Annotated in this window: 13 protein-coding genes; 6 read left to right on the forward strand and 7 right to left on the reverse strand. The window is 51.8% G+C overall.

Annotated features, from left to right (window positions below; all coding sequences use genetic code 11):
• Window positions 1–9: 9 nt before the first annotated feature.
• Window positions 10–2,214, reverse strand: coding sequence for a bifunctional alpha,alpha-trehalose-phosphate synthase (UDP-forming)/trehalose-phosphatase (locus ACYU87_RS08860; protein ID WP_461133702.1), 2,205 nt, complete (start codon window positions 2,212–2,214; stop codon window positions 10–12).
• Between the two features lie 325 nt (window positions 2,215–2,539).
• Between ACYU87_RS08860 and treS the strand changes: the two genes are divergently transcribed.
• Window positions 2,540–5,860: a maltose alpha-D-glucosyltransferase gene (treS, locus tag ACYU87_RS08865; protein WP_461133703.1), complete on the forward strand. Its 3,321-nt coding sequence runs from the start codon at window positions 2,540–2,542 to the stop codon at window positions 5,858–5,860.
• 118 nt (window positions 5,861–5,978) lie between these two features.
• On the opposite strand, the gene ACYU87_RS08870 is transcribed toward treS, so the two are convergent.
• Both ACYU87_RS08870 and ACYU87_RS08875 read right to left on the reverse strand, forming a co-directional pair.
• Complete coding sequence (locus ACYU87_RS08870) at window positions 5,979–6,911, reverse strand: sterol desaturase family protein (protein ID WP_461133704.1); 933 nt, start codon at window positions 6,909–6,911, stop codon at window positions 5,979–5,981.
• 182 nt (window positions 6,912–7,093) lie between these two features.
• Window positions 7,094–8,896 carry a thiamine pyrophosphate-dependent enzyme gene (locus ACYU87_RS08875; protein WP_461133705.1) on the reverse strand — a complete coding sequence of 601 codons (1,803 nt, stop codon included), beginning with the start codon at window positions 8,894–8,896 and terminating at the stop codon, window positions 7,094–7,096.
• A gap of 448 nt (window positions 8,897–9,344) precedes the next feature.
• On the opposite strand from ACYU87_RS08875, the gene ACYU87_RS08880 reads away from it, so the two are divergent.
• On the forward strand, window positions 9,345–9,779 hold the full coding sequence (locus ACYU87_RS08880; protein WP_461133706.1) for a response regulator: 435 nt from the start codon (window positions 9,345–9,347) through the stop codon (window positions 9,777–9,779).
• Between the two features lies 1 nt (window position 9,780).
• Here ACYU87_RS08880 and ACYU87_RS08885 read toward each other — a convergent pair whose 3' ends face one another.
• The gene (locus ACYU87_RS08885) at window positions 9,781–11,169 is read right to left on the reverse strand and encodes a glycoside hydrolase family 140 protein (protein ID WP_461133707.1); all 1,389 of its coding nucleotides are present in this window, start codon (window positions 11,167–11,169) and stop codon (window positions 9,781–9,783) included.
• A 133-nt stretch (window positions 11,170–11,302) separates the two neighbouring features.
• Between ACYU87_RS08885 and ACYU87_RS08890 the strand changes: the two genes are divergently transcribed.
• Window positions 11,303–12,472, forward strand: coding sequence for a serine hydrolase domain-containing protein (locus ACYU87_RS08890; RefSeq protein WP_461133708.1), 1,170 nt, complete (start codon window positions 11,303–11,305; stop codon window positions 12,470–12,472).
• A 217-nt stretch (window positions 12,473–12,689) separates the two neighbouring features.
• On the opposite strand, the gene ACYU87_RS08895 is transcribed toward ACYU87_RS08890, so the two are convergent.
• A complete protein-coding gene (locus ACYU87_RS08895) occupies window positions 12,690–12,905 on the reverse strand; it encodes a VF530 family protein (RefSeq protein ID WP_461133709.1) in 216 nt (71 codons plus the stop codon).
• Between the two features lie 394 nt (window positions 12,906–13,299).
• Here ACYU87_RS08895 and ACYU87_RS08900 point away from each other — a divergent pair, with 394 nt between their 5' ends.
• The 3 genes from ACYU87_RS08900 to ACYU87_RS08910 all read left to right on the forward strand — a co-directional run bounded on the left by ACYU87_RS08900 (window position 13,300) and on the right by ACYU87_RS08910 (window position 18,179).
• Window positions 13,300–15,978 (forward strand): MGH1-like glycoside hydrolase domain-containing protein, encoded by a 2,679-nt coding sequence (locus ACYU87_RS08900; protein ID WP_461133710.1) that lies wholly within the window; start codon window positions 13,300–13,302, stop codon window positions 15,976–15,978.
• A gap of 218 nt (window positions 15,979–16,196) precedes the next feature.
• Window positions 16,197–17,213: an aldo/keto reductase gene (locus ACYU87_RS08905; protein ID WP_461133711.1), complete on the forward strand. Its 1,017-nt coding sequence runs from the start codon at window positions 16,197–16,199 to the stop codon at window positions 17,211–17,213.
• A gap of 45 nt (window positions 17,214–17,258) precedes the next feature.
• Window positions 17,259–18,179 carry a helix-turn-helix domain-containing protein gene (locus ACYU87_RS08910; protein ID WP_461133712.1) on the forward strand — a complete coding sequence of 307 codons (921 nt, stop codon included), beginning with the start codon at window positions 17,259–17,261 and terminating at the stop codon, window positions 18,177–18,179.
• Window positions 18,180–18,218: 39 nt separating this feature from the next.
• Here ACYU87_RS08910 and ACYU87_RS08915 read toward each other — a convergent pair whose 3' ends face one another.
• Window positions 18,219–20,258, reverse strand: coding sequence for a M3 family metallopeptidase (locus tag ACYU87_RS08915; protein ID WP_461134359.1), 2,040 nt, complete (start codon window positions 20,256–20,258; stop codon window positions 18,219–18,221).
• A gap of 259 nt (window positions 20,259–20,517) precedes the next feature.
• A complete protein-coding gene (locus ACYU87_RS08920; RefSeq protein ID WP_461133713.1) occupies window positions 20,518–21,012 on the reverse strand; it encodes a hypothetical protein in 495 nt (164 codons plus the stop codon).
• Window positions 21,013–21,197: the final 185 nt, after the last annotated feature.

The following is a 21,197-nucleotide window of genomic DNA, read 5'->3' on the forward strand; positions in this document are numbered from 1 at the left end:
AACCGACCCTCAGGCATTCACCAGTACGTCGTTCATGCGTTGCAGGAGCGTTTCGACATCCTGCTGGCGGGCCAGCCGATAGCGGGCAAATGACATGCCCGACCCTACTTTAACGGTATAGGCCCAGTTGGGGAGCTGCCGAAACATATCCTCATCGGTGGTATCATCGCCAACGCTTATAATGAAATCATAGGCAGCTTGCTCAACAATTTTGAGCGCCACGGTTCCTTTGCTATGCTGCGCGGGCTTTACCTCCACGACTTTGCTACCCTGAATGACGGTCAGCGGAATCGAGAATTCAGCTCCCCGAAGGTGGGTGGCCAGTTCAACGGCCTGTCCTTCTACATCGTCGGCCTCCGCCGTCCGGTAATGCCAGGCGATGGCCGTTTCTTTTTCCTCGACAAATGAACCGGGGAACCGCTCAACAACCTCATTCATAATGGCTCGAACCGAATCAACCCAATCGCTTTCGGATAAATCGAGTCGTTCCCAGGGCTGATTAGGCTTCTTTAAAAACGCCCCATGTTCAGCCACCAGATACAACGAAATACCGGCAAAAGTTTTCTCTAGAAAAGACCGGTTGCGTCCGCTGATGACGACCAGGTCGCTGCTTTCTGCAATGGTCAGCAGGGCGTCTCTCAACACATCCGATGGTCGGGCATCCGCCGGGTCGTTAACGAGTGGCGCCAGCGTTCCATCGAAATCAAACAACAGCAGTCGCTGGTGCGCGTTGGCAAACGCAGAAATGAACGGCTGAATGGGTAAGTCGGTTTCCAGGTCGGTTTGATTACCCAGCACGTTATCAAACGCCCGCAGAAAATCATTGCTCCACCGAAACACGTTGTGGTTCTGCAAGTGCATCCGCATGATTCGCATGCGCTTTTCCTGCTCCTCAGGCGACATTTCCAGCCCCTGCTTGATCGCGTCGGCGACTTCCTGCGTATCCGTTGGGTTAATGATCAGGGCATCGGGCAATTCCTGTGCGGCACCCGCCAGTTCACTTAAAATCAGTACGCCCCGCTGATCCTGTCGGCTGGCCACGAACTCTTTGCAAACCAGGTTCATCCCATCCCGAATGGGGGTAATCAGCGCGACATCGCAAGCCGTGTACAAAGCCAGCAGTTCTGTAAACGTGAGCGATGCGTAGGAATACACAATGGGTCGCCAGCCGATGGTGCCAAAAAGCCCGTTAATGCGCCCGACGGTTTCTTCAATTTCCCGCTTGATCTCCTGGTAATGGCCGATCTGATCCCTCGACGGTACAACGGTCATCACAAACGTGACCTTGTCGTGCCACTCGGGGTTCTGGCTCAAAAATCGTTCATAACCTTGTAGTCGGTAAGTAATTCCTTTTGTGTAATCGAGCCTATCAACGGAGAAAATAATCTTGTCCTGCTGAAGCAGTGTCTGGTACTGAGCTTTAACGGCCAGCACCGCAGCCTCCTGCCCGCTGCTGTTGAACTTGGTAAAATCGACACTGATGGGGAAGTCTTTCACCACCACCGAATGGTCGGGCAAAACAATACGCGGTCCGATGATGGGTAACGACAGAACATCGGATACACTTTGCATGAAATGCTGAACGTAATCGGCCGTATGAAAACCAATAACATCCGCTCCCAGTACGCCGTTCAGCAGGGCCTGGCGCCAGGTGCGGGGCAATAGCTTAATGATTTCGTAGGTGGGAAACGGGATATGGAAGAAATAGCCGATGGTGGCCGATGGAATGGCTTTGCGCACCATGTCGGGCAAAAGCATCAACTGAAAATCATGAATCCAGACCAGATCACCGGGTTCGATCAGGGCGGTCAGTTCTTCCAGAAATCGGGTATTTGCCTGTTGGTAACTGTCAAAATCCGCTTCCCGGAAGGAGGCATACGACGTAAAATAATGAAACAGCGGCCAGATCAGGTCGTTGCTAAATCCTTCATAAAAACCTTTGTGAATGGCCTCATCCATAAAAACCGGGTGCGCTACAAAGGTTTCATTCTCGAACGCCGACGATTCGATGGTCTGTAGGGACGAATCAGCATGGCCTACCCAGTGAATTTTTGTGGCGGCACCGTCTTGTCTCTGACCCATTCGCTCGGCCATCGACAGAACGGCCGATACCAGTCCACCCGAATTCTGGACTAGCTCAACGCCGTTGTTCGTTTGTTGAAACGTAAAGGGTAATCGGTACGAAACAATCAGTAATCGGTTAAATGTGTTCATGCGGTTTACGCCTGCTGAGCGCCCAGTGTACGATAACAAATTAAGCAAAATGGAATTAGAGCTGGCTTAAGCAGATATTAGAAACTGCTTAGAAGACGGGCCACGCAGTGAGAACAAGTCTGATGCCTGGAGTGATTGTCCTGAATCAGGTACTTTTTAGGGTGGCGGTTCGCTGTCGTTTGTCTGTTACCAACTCTTGCCTATCGCCAGCGTTACGCTACATCTTTATCTAAACCTTCCGTATCCCGCAATGTTTCATTTAAAAAGGCTGCGTTTAGCCCGCTGCAGTCGGTTCAGCCAAGCGATTACCTAATTCTCAATACGTATGGAAAAAAATAACGCAGCATTAGATGAAAATCTCCACTGGTACAAAGACGCCATTATTTATGAACTGCACATCAAAGCGTTCAGTGATGGCAATGGTGATGGAATCGGTGATTTTCAGGGCCTGCTCGGAAAGCTGGATTACCTACAGGAACTAGGCGTTACGGCCATTTGGCTGTTACCCTTCTACCCATCGCCCCTGCGCGACGATGGGTATGACATTGCGGATTATTACACCATCAACCCATCGTACGGAACCATTGAGCAGTTCAAGCTTTTTCTGGCAGAAGCTCACCAGCGCAACCTGAAAGTCATTACCGAGTTGGTTATTAACCACTCGTCCGATCAGCACCCCTGGTTCCAGCGCGCCCGACGAGCCCCCAAAGGATCGCCTGAACGAGACTATTACGTCTGGACCGACGACCCGACCCAGTTCAAAGATGTCCGGATTATTTTTCAGGACTTTGAAACCTCCAACTGGACCTGGGATCCCGAGGCTCAGCAGTACTACTGGCACCGCTTTTTTCATCACCAGCCCGACCTGAACTACGACAGTCCGCTGGTGCAGGGCGAAGTATTTAAAATGATCGACTACTGGTGCGAACTGGGCGTGGATGGGTTTCGGCTGGATGCCGTTCCGTATCTGTTCGAGCGCGAGGGTACCAATGGCGAGAATCTGCCCGAAACGCATGCCTTTCTCAAAAAACTGCGCAAACACATTGACGATCATTTTCCGGGAGTCGTTTTCCTGGCCGAAGCCAATATGTGGCCCGAAGATTCGGCCTCGTATTTCGGCGACGGCGACGAGTGCCACATGAACTACCATTTTCCGGTGATGCCCCGGATGTTCATGTCCCTCCAGATGGAAGACCGGTACCCGTTGACCGATATTTTTGACCAGACCCCAGCCATTCCGGACAATTGCCAGTGGGCTATTTTCCTGCGGAACCACGACGAGCTGACCCTCGAAATGGTGACCGACGAAGAACGGGATTACATGTACAAAACCTACGCCAAAGACCCAAAAGCCAAGATCAACCTCGGTATTCGGCACCGGCTGGCTCCCCTCATGGGCAACAACCGCAAGAAAATAGAGCTGCTGAACAGTCTGCTATTTTCGTTGCCCGGCACGCCCGTTATCTACTACGGAGATGAAATCGGGATGGGCGACAATGTTTACCTGGGCGACCGGGACGGGGTTCGGACACCCATGCAGTGGTCGCCGGATCGTAACGCGGGCTTTTCGAGTACCAACCCCCAGAAGCTGTATCTGCCAACCGTTCTTGATCCGGAATATCATTATGAATCCGTGAACGTAGAAACCCAGCGACGCAACACATCGTCGTTGTTCTGGTTTATGAAACGGATGATCAATCTGCGGAAAACGTTCAAGTCGTTCGGGCGGGGGGATCTGGTTTTTCTGACCGTTGAGAATCCAAAAGTGCTGGCCTTTACGCGGTCGTATGAGGATGAAACGCTGCTGATCGTCATTAACCTATCGAAGTACGCGCAACCGGCCGAAGTCGAACTGAAGGGCTTCAAAGGGTATGTGCCGGTTGAAGTGTTCAGCAAAAATGCGTTCCCGCCCGTATCTGAAAACGAATCGTATTTCTTTACTCTGGCCCCGCATGATTATCAGTGGTTTGCGCTGGAGAAACAGCGAACCGAAGCCATCGACGCAGCGACGTTACCCTCGGTTCGGGTTAAAAGCTGGGACGAATTACTGAACAGCCGCACCCGGCAGAAGCTGGAAACGGTCGTGTTGCCGGATTACCTGCCCAAAACAGGCTGGTTCAATGGGAAAAACCAGACACTTCACGAGATTTCTATCACAAATCACGCCCCGCTTGCCCTGGCTGAGGGAACGGCTTATGTCTTGCTGATCGAAGTGACGTACGAGCGTGGTTTGCCCGAATTGTTTCAATTAGTCGTTGCCTTTGCCAAGGATTCAGCCGCCAGCAAACTAAGCGAAAGCTGCCCGGAATCCGTCATGGCAAAACTGGACATCGGTGATGAATCGGGACTATTGTGCGATGGCTTGTACGTGACCGAGGTGCAACAGGCTTTCCTGAAAAACATGACTCAGAACACTTCGGGTCAGGCAGACGGCCTCCAGTTTCAAAGTTTACCCGCTCTGGACGCGTATGTGGAGGAGCACCCGGAGATCAAATCGAAGCTGGTTCCCAACGGTCCCGGCTATGCGTCAATCAGTTACGACTACACGTTTGTGCTGAAGCTTTACCGCAAGCTGGATGTTTCGGTTAATCCGGATACTGAGATAACACGCTTCCTGTCAGAAACAGCGGAGTTCAAGTTTGTTCCGGCCTTCTCGGGCGCCATCGAAATGGCTACTGCCGACCAGCCAATTATGCTTGGTACCATGCAGGTTATGGTCGATAATCACGGCGATGGCAAAGGCTACGTGCTGGAACGGGTCAACAACTACATTGAACGAATCCTGGCGCGGGACAAAGCGCAACTGGATAGTGCGCTCGATGCACCACGCGGTACCCTGACGCAGCCCATCGCTTTCGATGACCTTCCCTTCGAGACCCGCGAACTGATCGGACAGCGAGCTGCGGAGCAGGCACGGCTGCTGGGCATCCGGATCGGGCAAATGCACCAGGCACTGGCCTCCAGCAAATCGGTTAAGGAGTTTACCCCGGAAGACTTTTCGCTGCACTACCAGCGCTCGCTTTTCTCGGGTCTGCAATCCCTGGTTCGGGAGAGTTTTCAGGTTTCGAAGGCTACGCTGAAATCGCTTCCCGATGAGATCAGGGCGGACGTAGAGCAGGTACTGGGCCAGAAAGAGGAGGTATTAACTACCCTACGGCGGATATACAGCAAGAAGCTGGACACAACCAAAATCCGTATTCATGGTGATCTGAAACTGGAGAAAATCATGGTTACGGGCAAAGACATTGCCATTCAGGACTTCGGTGGCGACCCGTTGCGCAGCTATAGTGAACGTCGGCTGAAGCGGTCGCCATTGCGGGACGTCGCCACCATGATCTATTCGTTCTATGACGTAACCTACGAAGGATTCCTGAACAACAACCAGGTACCGGAAGGCGAAACGACACTGCGCCTGCTTCCCTTTGCGGCTATCTGGGTGCGTTACATGCGGGGCTTCTTCCTGAAAGCCTATTTAGAGACCGTTCAGGGAAGTTCGTTTGTGCCGGCTCAACCCGATGAACAGCAGATGATGATCGAAACGTACCTGCTCGAAAAGGCCATTCCCAGCCTGTCGTACGAACTGACCCACCGACCCGACGAGGTACGTGTTCCTCTGGAGGTAATCAAGTCGATCATCAAGGAATAGAACAGAATTGGTAAACGAGAAGGGGTTGGCGTGAATACGGGCTTGTTGTCCGTAGTACGCCAACCCCTTCTCGTTTGTCCCTAAAATACAATGACGAAGCTATATGCTTAGATGCGGATCAGGAAGCGAGGTTCGCTTCTTCAATGGGCGATTCGGCCATCCGCTGCTTCTGCTGGGCTACTTTTATCGGGCTTCCAAAAGCATAAAACCATTTATTCCGTACTCCTTTAGCGTTTCTTACATCACGAATGATGTCGGACAGCTCGTGAAAATTAATGTGGAACGGGTTAGCCTTCTGGTCAATATTGGTCGTGATCCCGTAGACAGGACGTTCTTCTTCGGGCTGATACGTATCGAAAATCCGATCCCAGAAGATGAACGTCGCGCCGAAGTTTTTATCGATGTATTTCTCCTGCGAACCATGGTGGACACGGTGGTTGGATGGGGTTGCAAAAATGTATTCAATCCAGTCAGGAAGCTTTTTGATGTACTCGGTATGCACCCAGAACTGAAAAAGTACCGCCAGCTGGCTGACCGTAAAGAACACGATAGGATGAAAACCCATTAAAGCAACGGGGACAAAAAAGATGATCTTCAGATTCTGAATCCAGCTCAAACGAAACGAAACGCTGAGGTTATAATGCTCGCCCGAGTGATGAACGACGTGGGTTGCCCACCAGAAACGCTGTCCGTGCGACACCCGATGCGCCCAGTAACTAAAAAAATCGAAGATCAGGTAACACGGAATCAGGGTCCACCACTGAAGCTCCATACGCCAAGGCAACTGATTGTAGACCCATACCACACCATAGAGCAAGCCCAGCTTGACGCCCGCCCCAACCACCAGCGACCCTAATCCGACCAGCACGGAGCCGACGGTTTCCCATTTGCCATAATAGGGTTTCTCCTGAATATACGTCACAATCATCTCGATTGCCGTCAGAAGAATCATAGCGGGTACCGCCCATAAAATGAGATTAGGAGCCCCCTGTTCAACGGTCCAGAGTTGTTCCATCGGGATTTCAGGAGCCCCGAATAAAGAGTCAGGCATGATAATGAGCGTTTGGATTGGCTGCTGAGCAAGCCAAAAGACCGTCTTTCTGCTTAGAAAGAACTTAACCAGTACTTAGAAACTCCTTAAAAATAGTAAAGAATAGCGCAGGGCTCGTCAAACTAGCGTTGAAAAAGCCAGTTTGACGAGCCCTGCGTTTCTTCGTTATTCGGGAAACCAGCTTATTTGCCAACACCCGGCAATACTGACAGCAGACTACGGCCTTTGGTAGCAACGGCCTCACGAACCTGATTACCGATAATTGTTTTGATAATATCGCCACTGTCACGTTCACCCCGGATGAGTGCTTTGGTTAAGGCAATGGCCTGGTCGGTCGTGATTTTTCCGGGCATGGGTGGCTCGTTTTGGTCCACGATCGCATCCACAATGACAGGCCCATCGTGCGCCAATGCCCGCCGAATAACCTCATCGGCATTCTTTGGATCATCGATGGTGAAGCCCGTAGCTCCGCAAGCCTGCGCGTAGGCCGCAAAATCAATCGACTGGATCTCGACCCCGAACTCAGGGTTACCCTCCAGCACGATTTGCTCCCATTTTATTTGCCCGTACGAGTTGTTGTGGAAGATAAATACTTTGATGGGGAGCTTGTATTTAACGGCCGTCGCCATTTCGCCCATCAGCATGGTAAAGCCCCCATCGCCTACCAGCGCCACCACCTGCCGACCGGGATATGCCACCGAAGCAGCAATGGCATACGGCAAACCCGACCCCATGGTAGCCAGCAAACCCGACGTCGAAAATTGCATGGTGCCCCGCATCTGAATGTGGCGGGCAGCCCAGGTCGTGTTATTGCCGCAATCGCAGGTAACAATGGCATCGTCGTTCAACAGCGGACTGATGATGTGGGGCACCACCTGTGGTTTCATCGGAATGTCCGTTTGCGTGCCGCGCTCCGTCATCAGCTCACGCCAGAAGGTCATCCGCTCCTGCGCTTTCTCCAGGAAACTGCGATCTGCCTGCCGGTTAATGAGGGGCAACAACGCCTGAAGCACCGTTTTTGTATCACCGATCAGCCCAATGTCGACGGGTGTACGCAGCCCAATGTGGGTGGGGTCAAGGTCAATCTGGATGGTTTTTGCCTGACCGGGTTTCGGGTAATAGTCCAGATACGGAAAATGCGTACCGATCATCACGAGCGTATCGCACTCTTCCATGGCATCCTGCGACGGAGCAGTACCCAGAAGGCCCAGTCCACCGGTAGTATACGGACTATCGTCGGGAACAACACCTTTTCCCAACAGGGCTTTTACAATGGGACCACCCACCACCTCGGCCAGTTGAATGACTTCGTCACGCGCATGAAGGGCACCACGTCCCGCAAAAACAACCACTTTACTACCGGCATTGATCAGATCGGCCGCTTGTTTTAACTGGTCGATGGCGGGTGCTATAGCGGTGCTTACCCGTAAAACATCGGAATGGCCCTTTACGTTGGGCATCGTTCGCGTATCGTCGCCAGCAGTCCAGTCCTGAAAATCTTTCGGAAAGGACAAATGCGAAACCGTACGCTGGCCAAGTGCCGTACGAATGGCCTGATCGACCGCATTAACGACGTGGTCGGGCCCCATGATCCGCTCGTTGTAGGGAGCCAGATCAAGAAAAACTTTGGTCAGGTCGGCATCCTGCTGGTACATAGACCCGCTGATGTCGTGGTAGGTATGACCCGTAATAGCCAGCACCGGCTGACCATCGTACTTCGCGTCATATAGCCCGTTGAGCAAATGGAGTCCACCACAGCCGGATGTGGCCATACAGACCCCCAGTTTTCCCGTAAACTTTGCGTATCCGGCGGCCATAAAGGCAGCCGCTTCTTCGTGGCGAACCTGAATAAAGCGAATCTGATCCTGGTGCGTGCGCAACGATTCAAATAAGCCATTGATACCATCGCCGGGCAAACCAAAAATGGTATCTACCCCCCACTCAATTAACCGTTCGATTAAGAGATCTCCTCCTGTTTTTGCCATAAGTTGAACAGGCGTTTTGTCTGGTTACCTGTTCAACGACCTGCTGCCGTTTATAAGCTGTTGCCGAAGTATATTGTTGCCCACCAGGCCGGTTTTATCGAAAATGTTCGTGTGCGCCCCAGGGCATGAACTCATTCGTTCCGCTTACAGCGTCGGTAGGCTCGCAAGGGTTCATAGACTCGACAAGAATTCGGTTGTTAAACCAGTTGCTGGCAGGCCGCTCATAAACCAGCGCTACCACAAGTAGTGTAGTCCGTAAGCCAACCTTCTGACCTGGAAATAGTTTATACAATCTCGCCTTAAAAAGCTGGCAACACGCCAACGGGACACTGGTTCAGGTGACATACCAGTACCTGCCGTTCGATAAACTTAAGACGAAGACAGCTTTTTTAGTGTCAATTTTAGTTGTCTTCCTATACGACGATTATACAACCACCAACACAACGCAATGGAAGTAAATGGCCCTATTGTCTTTATCGACGATGATGAAGATGATCAACTGATTCTTAAGCCAATCCTGGAAGAGCTTGCCCCTTTAAGCCCCATCTTATTTTTTACTCGTGGTGAGCAAGCGGTCGATTACCTGAAAACAACGGAACAACGTCCATTCCTGATCATTTCCGAAGTCAATCTGGCGCAAATGAATGGGTTGGAATTACGTCGTCAGATCGAAAAAGATGATGTACTCAGGAAGCGCGCTATTCCCTTCATTTTTTTCACCCATCCCGTGTACAAGCACATGGTTGAAGAAGCGTACGACTTAACGATTCAGGGATTCTTCGAGAAAAGAGATAGTCTGGCCGAGATACGCGATCAGTTGAAGGCGATCATTGATTACTGGTCGAAATGCCTGCACCCTAACCGCTTCACCAACGAGGACTAACTTATAAACGAGGATAGTGCCGGCGGTCATCGTCCAGAATCAATACCCAATCCTGCCCGTATCCCTGCGTTGGCGGACTGAACCGGTTTGACTTATGGTTGTCAAACCGACCCGCCGACTGAGTTTTTCCCGTGCGCGGATCGAACCAGGTGGCGATAATACTGGTACCCGAAAGTTTACCCGGATTCACCGTAAACGGTTTTCCCGCTGCGGAGTACACGAAGGCGTAATCGGCTCCCCGCGTGGCCTGAATACGTTCGGCGGCCGACAGATTGTTTTCAACGATCAGCGACTGGTCGGGAACCCGATCGAGCAGTGGCCGGGACGTCATTAACCGACGCACGTGCGTCATCTGGTTGGCACCGGGAAGTTCCATGGCTTCCTGCCAGAAGAAATGAGGCCCATTGACGGAAGGCCGTTTCGCGCTGTACATCTGCCAGATGTCATGGCAGCCGTAGGTGTGCCCATGTGCTCCCGCAAACAAGTCGAGGTATGCATACAGGCGAACATCGTAGGCATTGGAGGTGCCCAAATCTTTGGTATTGAAACAAACCGGATGGTCTTCGTAGATCGGCTCCGCATCGATCGTTGGGCGGGTTGGCTGGCGCTGGTATGACACACTGATGTTATCGTATACAGGCGTGGAGCGACAATGTCCGTTCTGGTGCATATTAAAGTCGAACCAGTCGTCGGCCTGAAACCATTTCGATGCCCCGCCCTCCAGCCCGTTGGGCTGCGGATGATACGTCATCAGTGCTTTATCCGCCCCCCCAACGCCCTCCTCAATGCCAGCAGCCATCGCCCGCCAGACAGCTAAATCCGGCGACCCGTCGCGCGGGTTCCGATCGCCACCCAGAATCCAGATTATATTCTCGCGGTTTTTGTACCGATTGCCCACGTAGCGACCGTAGACCTTCGCATTGGCTGCCGTGAAAATTTCAGGGCCCTGCCCCCACGTATTTTTGAAGACTTTATCGCCCCAGGTGGGCAGGAACCCAATCACAATGCCGTACTGAGCGGCTTTATCGATAACATAATCGACGTGTTTGAAGTACGCTTCATTGGGTGTAGCGGGATCGTTGTTGACCAGTGGGGTATCGCCGTACGGGTTGGGTTCTTTAAGGCCGTCGAATTCGGCCAGCGCAACAGCCTGTACCACCGTAAAGCCCTGTTCAGCCCGGCGTTTAAGGTACTGCTCGGCCTCCTCCCGGTTGAGCCGGTGAAACAATTCCCAGGCGGTATCACCCAGCCAGAAAAAGGGGGTATTGTCCTGATGAACCAGGTATCGCTTGTTAGCTGAAATGGTTAGCCGTCCGTTGGCAAACGGTTGCTGCGCCCAGACGAAGCTTTGTGCAAGCAGCCATACGGCAAGCATGAAAAGTTTTTTCATCAGAAATTGTTTTAATCGTCGTAGTAACGGTTTATCGGTATCGCTTCTTTCCGTCGTACCTTACAAACCAAAAACCGGGCTACACTTACCCATGCCCCGCTTTCGGAAAATCAACCCGATCAACCTGAACACGATGAAAAAAAGAGCCTTATCAACCACTATACTGCTGGTGGTACTCACCCTGACGGCCTGCCACCGACAACCAGCCACCTCAACCGTTTACTACCCGCCCAAAGGCGACAATTGGGCTCACCGAGCGCCCGACAAGGTAGGTATGGACAGAACCTTGCTTGATGAGGCCGTCGCTTTCGCCAAAACGCAGGAAACGACCCAGATGGCCCCCGACTTCTCGACCCAAGAAGAGATATTCGGTACACTCCTGGGCCCTATGCCCACCAGCCGGGCGGCTACCAACGGCATCGTGCTGCGGCATGGCTATATCGTGGCGGAATGGGGTGACACCCAGCGTCCTGATCCTACGTATAGCGTTGCAAAGAGTGTGTTGTCGACCGTGACAGGCATGACCATCGAGCGGGGCATGATTCCTACTGTCCACGACCCGGTGGCAAACCTGATTCACGATGGCGGCTACGAGTCAGCGCAGAATAGAGGCATCACCTGGGAGAATCATCTTCAGCAAACCAGTGAATGGGAAGGAGCCCTCTGGGGTAAAAACAGTGATTTTATCGGAAAAGAAGCGTTTGGTAAAGGAGAGCGAAAACCCCGTCAGTTGCAAAAGCCCGGCGCGTACTACGAGTACAACGACGTACGAATCAACCGGATGGCACTATCGCTGCTCCGGTTATGGAAAAAACCGCTGCCTGATGTCGTACGCGACGAAATCATGAATCCCATCGGCGCGTCGGCTAGCTGGCAGTACATTCCGTATCCTAACGCAGTAGCCGATATCGATGGTCAGTCAATGCCATCGGTGAGCGGTGGTACCCGCTGGGGCGGTGGTCTGCGCATCAGCGCCCGCGATGAAGCCCGTTTCGGATACCTTTTTCTGCGGCAGGGACGCTGGGAAAACCGGCAAATCGTCTCCGCAGATTGGGTAAAGCGGGCCACCACTCCCAGCCCTGTTGGCCCCGATTACGGCTACCTGTGGTGGCTAAACACCGGTACCAGTTCTACGGGCAAGAAAGCCTGGCCCGATGCGCCCGCAACCAGTTATGCCGCTCTCGGCGCGGGTTCCAACACGATTTGGGTCGATCCGGAGCATGACATCGTGATTGTATGGCGGTGGCACAATGGCAGCCCGAACGAGTTGATCAGGCGGGTGTTGGCAGCTGTAAAAAAGTAACGAAAACTTGGAACGATGTTTGCCCCTATAGTTAGGCATGCGGGCCGACTTACCCTGATGCTCTGGCTGGTCATCGCGCATCGTGCAGTATTTTGGGATTCAGAGTATACCGCGCTACATACTGATCAACAAAAAGGAGCAGATCATCGATGCCACTCTGGAAGACATCCTTAAACTGATTGCCGAATAAGCGTGTGTCTTTGGCCGTTAAAGCGCACTACGCGTTCAATTGTAAGTACAGTTCTTCGACCTGTTTACGAGCCCAGTCTGTTTTCCGCAGAAACGTCAGGCTCGATTTGATGCTGGGGTTACTCACAAAACAGTTAATCCTGATCTTCTGTCCTAACGTCGCCCAGCCGTAATGGGCGACTAATTCCGTCAGAATCCGTTCAAGAGTTTTACCGTGTAATGGGTTATTGGGCTGTGCGTTCATCCGGCAAAAAACGGCAATTAACCAATCAACTGTATTCTTTAGTCGGTAAGATGGCTGGTAAGACAACTTGACTGACCATAAACCGTAAAGCTGTCCATTGCCTTACAGTTTGTATGCACAGCGTCAGGTGTACTCTCCATTATCGGCTGTGTGACATTGACCGAAAACCGGTCGTCTAAATGACCTCACAGCTTGCTGACTTGTTTACCATTACCATAACATTGACTGTTTTTTTTAGTTGTTCAAGTACAATTTGACAAAAGAATTATCTTATAAAGAGGACCAAACACAAAAGATTTTGCCCAAAACGCTCAGCGTGCATACTATCTTTGGTAGCTTTGAGCGTCTGATTAATTGCACCATTCACCGTACGAGCTAATTTTTATTGACCTATATGCCTACCGCCGAACGCGAACGTATCTACGAACGAGCCGATAACAGAGGCTGGAAAAAATGGGGGCCGTATCTTTCCGACCGTGCCTGGGGCACCGTCCGTGAAGATTATAGTCCGTACGGGGATGCCTGGAACTTCGTCAGCCATGATATGGCCCGCTCCCGCGCCTATCGCTGGGGCGAAGAAGGAATTGGCGGCATTTCGGATAACAAAGGCCACATCTGCTTTGCGCTGGCTTTCTGGAATCACAAAGACAACATTCTTAAGGAGCGGCTCTTCGGACTGACCGGCCCCGAAGGCAACCACGGCGAAGACGTGAAGGAGCTGTACTATTATCTGGACAGTACACCGACCCACTCCTACATGAAGATGCTATACAAGTACCCACAGCAGGAATTCCCCTACAATCGCCTGGTCATCGAATCGACCCGGCGAGGGCGTCAGGAACCGGAATTTGAACTGACAGATACCGGCATTTTTGACCAGGATGAGTATTTCGATATATTCATTGAATACGCGAAAGACGCTCAGAACGACTGGCTGGTGAAGATTACGGCGCACAACCGCTCAGCCGTAGAAGCCCCCCTCACGCTATTGCCTACGATCTGGTTTCGCAATACCTGGTCATGGGGATACGAGCAGTACAATGCCCGGCCCATGCTGCATGGCATCGCTAATAACCAGATCGAGGTCAACCACAAGCAGTTAGGCAAGTATAAACTTTACTGCGAAGAGGCCGACGCCCTACTCTTCTGCGATAACGATACCAATTCCGAGCGTCTGTATGGCCGGCCAAACAGCACGAAATACACCAAAGACGGGATTAACAACTACATTATATCAGGGGGTAAAAAGTCATTTATCAACCCTAACCAGATTGGTACCAAGGCCTCGGTTCAGTACACCCGCAATGTACCCGCCGGGGAGAGCGTGAGTATTCGGTTGCGGTTCAGCGATCAGACAACGCTCACGCAGCCTTTCGCTGAGTTCAACGACATCTGGAGCAAACGGGTCGATGAAGCCGACGCCTTCTACGCTGATCTACAGAAAAATGTTACTGATTCGGAATTACTGGCCATTCAGCGGCAGGCCTACGCGGGCATGCTCTGGAGCAAGCAGTTTTATTACTACAACGTAAATGAGTGGCTGAAGGGAGATCCGAAGATGCCCGTTCCGTTTCAGGGTCGTGTTTACGCACGGAATGAAAACTGGCGGCACATGTACACGGCCAACATTCTGTCCATGCCCGACAAGTGGGAATACCCGTGGTTTGCGGCCTGGGACCTGGCTTTCCATACGCTGACACTCGCCCGCCTGGATCCGCACTTTGCCAAGCGGCAACTGGCGGTTATTCTGCGGGAGTACTACATGCACCCCAATGGGCAGATTCCCGCTTATGAATGGAATTTCAGTGATGTGAATCCACCCGTTCATGCGTGGGCCTGCTGGAAAGTATACGAAATTGACAAGGAGCAAAACGGCGTCGGTGATGTAAATTTCCTGGAGCGGGTATTTCACAAACTGTTGCTGAACTTCACCTGGTGGGTCAACCGAAAAGACGTGTCTGGTAACAACATTTTCGGCGGGGGCTTCCTGGGTCTGGACAACATCGGGGTGTTTGACCGGAGCCAGCCGCTGCCAATGGGCGGGCGCATTGAACAGGCCGATGGAACAGGCTGGATGGCCATGTACACCCTGAACATGCTGCGGATTGCGTGCGAGATTTCCCTTACCCGCCCTACCTACCAGGATATGGCTAGTAAGTTTTTCGAGCACTTCCTGCACATTGCGTCGGCCATGAACAACCTGGGAAAGCAAAATATCAGCCTGTGGGACGAAGTTGATCAGTTCTACTACGATGTGCTGCACATGCCCGACCACAACGCACGTCTGCTGAAAATTCGCTCGATGGTGGGTCTTATTCCCCTCTTCGCCGTCGAAATTCTGGACGAAGCGCTGCTGTCGCAATTGCCCGACTTCAAACGCCGGGTCGAATGGGTGCTCACGAACCGGCCCGACCTGGCCTCGCTGGTCTCACGCTGGCACGAACCGGGTAAGGGCGAAACGCACCTGCTGAGTCTGCTGCGGGGTCACCGGATGAAGATGATCCTGAAACGGATGTTCGACGAAACCGAATTTTTGTCCGACTACGGGATTCGGGCTTTGTCGAAATACCACGAAAAGATGCCGTACCAGTTTGAACTGAACAGCGAGATCTTCCAGGTACGTTACGTAGCGGCCGAATCGGAGATGAGCATGTTCGGGGGAAATTCGAACTGGCGCGGTCCGATCTGGTTCCCGGTCAATTTCCTGCTCATCGACTCCCTGCTCAAGTTCTATCAGTACTACGGCGACGATTTCGAAATCGAGTATCCGACCAATTCCGGCCATATCATGAGCGTGAAACAAGCGACATTACTTGTCATTGAGCGGCTCCTGAACATCTTCCGTCGCGACGAATCAGGCCGGGTAGCCGCCTACGGTGTTGACAAGAAAATGCAGGACGACCCGAATTTCCAGGGCCTGTACCTCTTCTACGAATATTTCAACGGCGATAACGGCATGGGACTAGGGGCGAGCCACCAGACTGGCTGGACAGGGCTTGTCGCCGACCTGATTGAGTACCTTTATAAGTACCAGAGTCAACCGCAGGCGCTGGCCGTTGCTGACGAAAAATAACTGGTTCCCGAGTCGTTCCAGACGTTGACGGACCGGCCCATTAAAGACCTCTTCTCCGGGCGTTGCGCGTCTTCACGACGCCGATGCCGGAAAAGAGGTCTTTTTGCATCCAGCGGTGTCTATCCCAAATCTGGATACAACAATACGGGATTTGGCTACGGTTTAGCTACCGGACTCCCTGACCTTTGTTCCAGAAAACAAACACAGAAAAACAAGGTATGGATACGCTTCAGAAAACGAATTTAGGCTCTCAGGGGCTGGTGGTACCCGCCATTGGGTTAGGCTGCATGGGCATGACCCAGATTGCTGGCTTTGATGTATACGGAAAAGCCGACGAGGCCGAATCCATCGCCACCATTCACCGCTCACTGGAGTTAGGCGGTAATTTTCTCGATACCGCCGACTTATATGGTCCCCTGGCGAACGAACGACTGATCTCGAAAGCCATTAAGGGCAACCGGGACAAATACATTATTGCCACAAAATTCGGGTTCGAAATAGATGATAACGAACAACTTACCTGGCAGTATAACGGCAAACCCGACTACGTAAAGAAAGCCGTCGAACGCTCGCTCAAAAACCTGGGTACCGATTACATCGACTTGTATTACCTGCACCGGCTGGATCCGAACACGCCTATTGAAGAAACAGTTGGGGCAATGGCTAAATTGGTTGAAGAGGGAAAAGTAGGCTACATCGGGCTGTCCGAAGTTTCCTCGGCTACCATCCGCAAAGCACACCAGATTCACCCGTTATCAGCTATCCAAACCGAATATTCCTTGTTTGAGCGGACGGTCGAGGAGGCTGGCATTCTGGACACACTCCACGAACTGGGCATCGGCTTTGTCGCGTACTCACCCCTGGGCAGGGGCTTTATTTCGGGCGATAACATGATCAAAAGCCCGGACGATTTTCCGGCGGATGATTTCCGCCGGGGGATTCCCCGCTTTCAGGGCGAATTCTTTTACAAGAATATTGAGCTGGTGGATGAATTGACCCGGTTAGCCAATGAAAAAGCCGTGACAACATCTCAGCTGGCCATCGCCTGGGTCATTGCCAAAGGCTTCCTGCCGATTCCCGGCACCAAACGGGTTAAATACATTGAACAGAACATTGCAGCCGCCAACATTCGCCTAACTCCCGAAGAGCTGGACCAACTGGAGGCAATTGTTCCCTTGGGTACAGCAACGGGTGAACGCTACGATGCATCGGGTATGCAATCAATCGATCAATAAACTGGTTATGTAACGCGGGCAAAATGTCCGCGTTACCGTTATTCCATGAGAAAAGAGACGACTCAGCCCCACGTTATCAATTCGATTTCCGAATTGCACCGCTTACTGTCCCTGCCCAAACCGGAACATCCACTGGTGAGCGTCATCAATCTCGGCGATATAAAATGCCATTTCGACGAAGCCATTAAGAGCGTTATCTACAATTTCTATTCGGTCTGCATCAAAAAGGACTTTACCGGGAAGTTGAAATACGGACAGAACTATTATGATTTCGACGAAGGTGTCATGACTTTCTTTTCACCCGGACAAGTCATCTCAACGGTCACGCCCGACGACATGGCCATTAACGGATGGTGGCTGGTTATCCATCCCGACTTTGTTCAGTCGTATCCGCTGGCTAAAGGCATTAAAGAGTATGGTTATTTCACGTATGCTGTCAGTGAAGCGTTGCACCTTTCGGACAAGGAAGAGGCCATGATGACGAGGCTTATTGAACAAATCGAGCAGGAATACCGGTCGCCGATTGACGACTACAGTCAGGATGTGATCGTGTCGCAGATTGATTTACTACTCAATTATGCGAATCGTTTTTATAACCGGCAGTTTATTACCCGTAAAATCGCCAGCCACGATTTGCTGACTAATCTGGAAACACTGTTGACTGATTATTTTGAGCACGAGAAGGTGCAGGAGATGGGCCTTCCGACCGTTCAGTATCTTTCGGAGAAACTGAACGTATCGCCTACGTACCTGAGTGATCTGTTGAGGAAGCTGACAGGGCAAAGCACGCAGCAGCACATTCATAACAAGTTGATTGCTAAAGCAAAACAGATTCTGACGACGACGTCACTGTCGGTTAGTGAAATTGCCTACCAGCTCGGCTTCGAGTATCCGCAATCCTTCAATAAACTATTCAAGAGTAAAACGAACGTATCGCCCCTCGAATTCCGGCAATCGTTTAACTAAACCGTAACGCGGACCAGAGGTCCGCGTTACGGCAATCAACTACAGCAGTAAGCCGCTCCGACGCAGCATGGCTTTGGGCGATGGCTCGCGACCCCTGAATTTCTTGTAGAGTTCCATGGGTTTTTCGCTACCTCCTTTTTCGAGTACGTTCTTGCGGAAACTATCGGCAGCCGCTTTGTTTTCCAGACCACCTTTCTCTTTGAAGAACTCAAAGGCATCGGCGTCAAGGACTTCGCTCCATTTGTAACTGTAATACCCCGCCGAATAGCCCCCCGCAAAAATATGCGAGAAGGCCGGGCTAACGGCGATGCCGTCTACGTGCGGAAACAAATTGGCGACGGAATCGACCCGGCTCTCCACCTGAGAAATAGTCTCGCCGGTTGGCTTCTGGCCGTGGTAATACATATCGACCAGACCCAGCCGCAGTTGACGCAAGTTCGCCATACCCGCCATGAAATTCTGGCTGGCGCGGATTTTCTCAATCAGTTCATTTGGAATCACCTCACCGGTTTGGTAGTGCCTGGCGAAGAGTTTCAGCGCTTCCGGATCGTAACACCAGTTTTCCATTACCTGCGAGGGCAGTTCCACAAAATCGCGGGGAACGCTCGTACCGCTCAGACTTTCGTACTTTCCGTTGGCCAGCATACCGTGCAAGCCATGTCCGAACTCGTGGAAAAGCGTCGTGACCTCGTAGAAAGTCAGCAGCGATGGCTTCGTATCGGTTGGGCGGGTAAAGTTGCAGACGTTGATGATGTGTGGCCGGATGTTCTCGCCGTTCTCAATTTTCTGGCCCTGAATATCATTCATCCAGGCACCACTCCGCTTACCGGCCCGAGGGAAATAATCACCATAAAAAACAGCCAGAAACTTACCGTCTTTGTCGAATACATCGAAGGTTTTCACTTCCGGGTTGTATACCGGAATATCGGTACGCTCCTTGAACGTGACGCCATACAGCTTGTTAGCAACCGTAAAGACACCGTTCAGCACGTTTTCAAGTTTGAAGTACGGCTTCAGGGTTTCGTCGTCAAGATCGTACTTCTCTTTCTTCAGTTTCTCGGCGTAATAGCTGTTATCCCAGGTCTGGATTTTATCATCCGTAAAGCCGTGGGCTTTTGCGTAGGTCGTCAGTTCAGCCAGCTGGCGTTCGGCGGCAGGACGCGCATAGGTCACCAGCTCATCCAGGAAGCTCTGCACTTTGTTTCTGGAACCGGCCATGCTTTCTTCCAGCACAAAATCAGCGTGGGTGTTGTAGCCCAGCAGGTTGGCCCGCTCATACCGCAGGTTGACAATCTTGCTGATAATGGCTGAATTGTCGTTTTTGTCGCCATGAAAACCGCGCCCGTTGAAGGCCATGAACAGCTTTTTACGCAGCTCCCGGTTGTCGGCGTACTGCATGAACGGACCGTAACTTGGCGCCTGCAGGGTGAATACCCAGCCTTCTTTACCCTTCTGCTTGGCCGTCGCTTTGGCTGCGTCACGGGCAAAATCGGGTAAACCGGCGAGGTCTTTTTCGTCCGTTATAACCATCGTGTACTCGTTGGTTTCGTTCAGTACATTCTCACCGAATTGCAGCGACAGTTGTGACAATTCTTTGTCAATAGCCCGCAGCCGCTCTTTCCCTTTCTCGTCCAGGTTCGCGCCATTGCGGGCAAACCGTTTGTACGACTTTTCGAGCAGCATCGCGCTTTCGGGGTCCAGTTTCAGGCTGGCTCGCTTGTCGTACACCGCTTTCACTCGTGAAAACAACTTGTCATTCAGCGTTATATCATTACCGTATTCACTTAGTAAGGGCGACGCTTCTTTCACTATTTTCTGCAACTCAGGCGTCGTTTCAGCTCCATTCAGGTTGAACAGCACTGCCGTTACTTTGCCCAGCAGATCACCCGAGCGTTCGAGCGCTACAATGGTATTGTCGAAAGTTGGTGCCGCCGTATTGGTAACAATGGTATTGACGTCTTTACGTCCCTGCGCCAGGCCATCTTTCAGCGCGGGCAGGTAATCGGCATTTTTAATTTTGTCGAACGGCGCCGTTTGGTGCGGGGTCGTATACGGCGAGAGAAATGGATTTTGGGTCATCTTGGTTTTTTTGGGCGGTGCCGGGGTCGCGAATGACGGGCTTAATGCCGATGTTGCGACGATGGCCAACCACACGCCGGTTTGCTTGATTCGTTGATGGTTAAACATACTGGTCTACGAAATGAGTTTCCGCTCAACTTACGAAACCGGGGCTTATTCCGCAACGCAATGTTGATCAAACGGTTGTATCAGTGGGTGAATGGAAAACAAAAAACGGCCGCCCAATCTGGCCGACCGTTTCCAACTCTCCCTTCTTCAATCAATAGCCATACGGTCTGTTATCGGATCTTCGGCCGTAGCCGCCATTTCCGAAGCCGTTATTACCCCGTCCTCGTTCGGCCATTCGTTCGTAGGGGCGCATGTGCTCGATTACCCGGTCGCGCTGCTGCGCATTGAGGACGGCCATCATGTCGATGAATTGCCGTTGACGTGCCTGCCGGAAGAAATCGCGCTGACGTGGATCCCGGACATTCACGTTCTGCGTCTGTTGTGTGAAGCGTTCCCGAACCCGGCGAATTTCCCGCTCCTGCCGACGGCTCAGATTTAATTCATGATCCCACCAGTCGAGATGACGATCGAACTGGTAGTCGTCGTAATCGTAGTTGTAAGTTGGCTGGCCATAGCCGGGTTGCTGGCTATACCCCGGCTGCGCAGGGTAATTCGTATTGGGCGAAGGGTATCCGTACCGTTGCGCCATGGCACCGGTCGAGAGCAGGGCAACGAGGGTTGCGGCAGTGAGCAATACTTTTTTCATGGTGGCAAACTGTTTCAGGTTGTATTTGTCGGTTTGAACAGTAAGCCATCAAATGGTTTAATTTATTCTTTGAATAAATCTATAAAAAAGAGGTAATGAGAAAATTGCAGTCCTTGCCAAAGCACCTTAAATCAGTGATTAGTACCTTATTTCTGTAAAACCTGTCTCCTTACATTTTTCATCGT

The organism is Spirosoma lituiforme, from assembly GCF_054776635.1.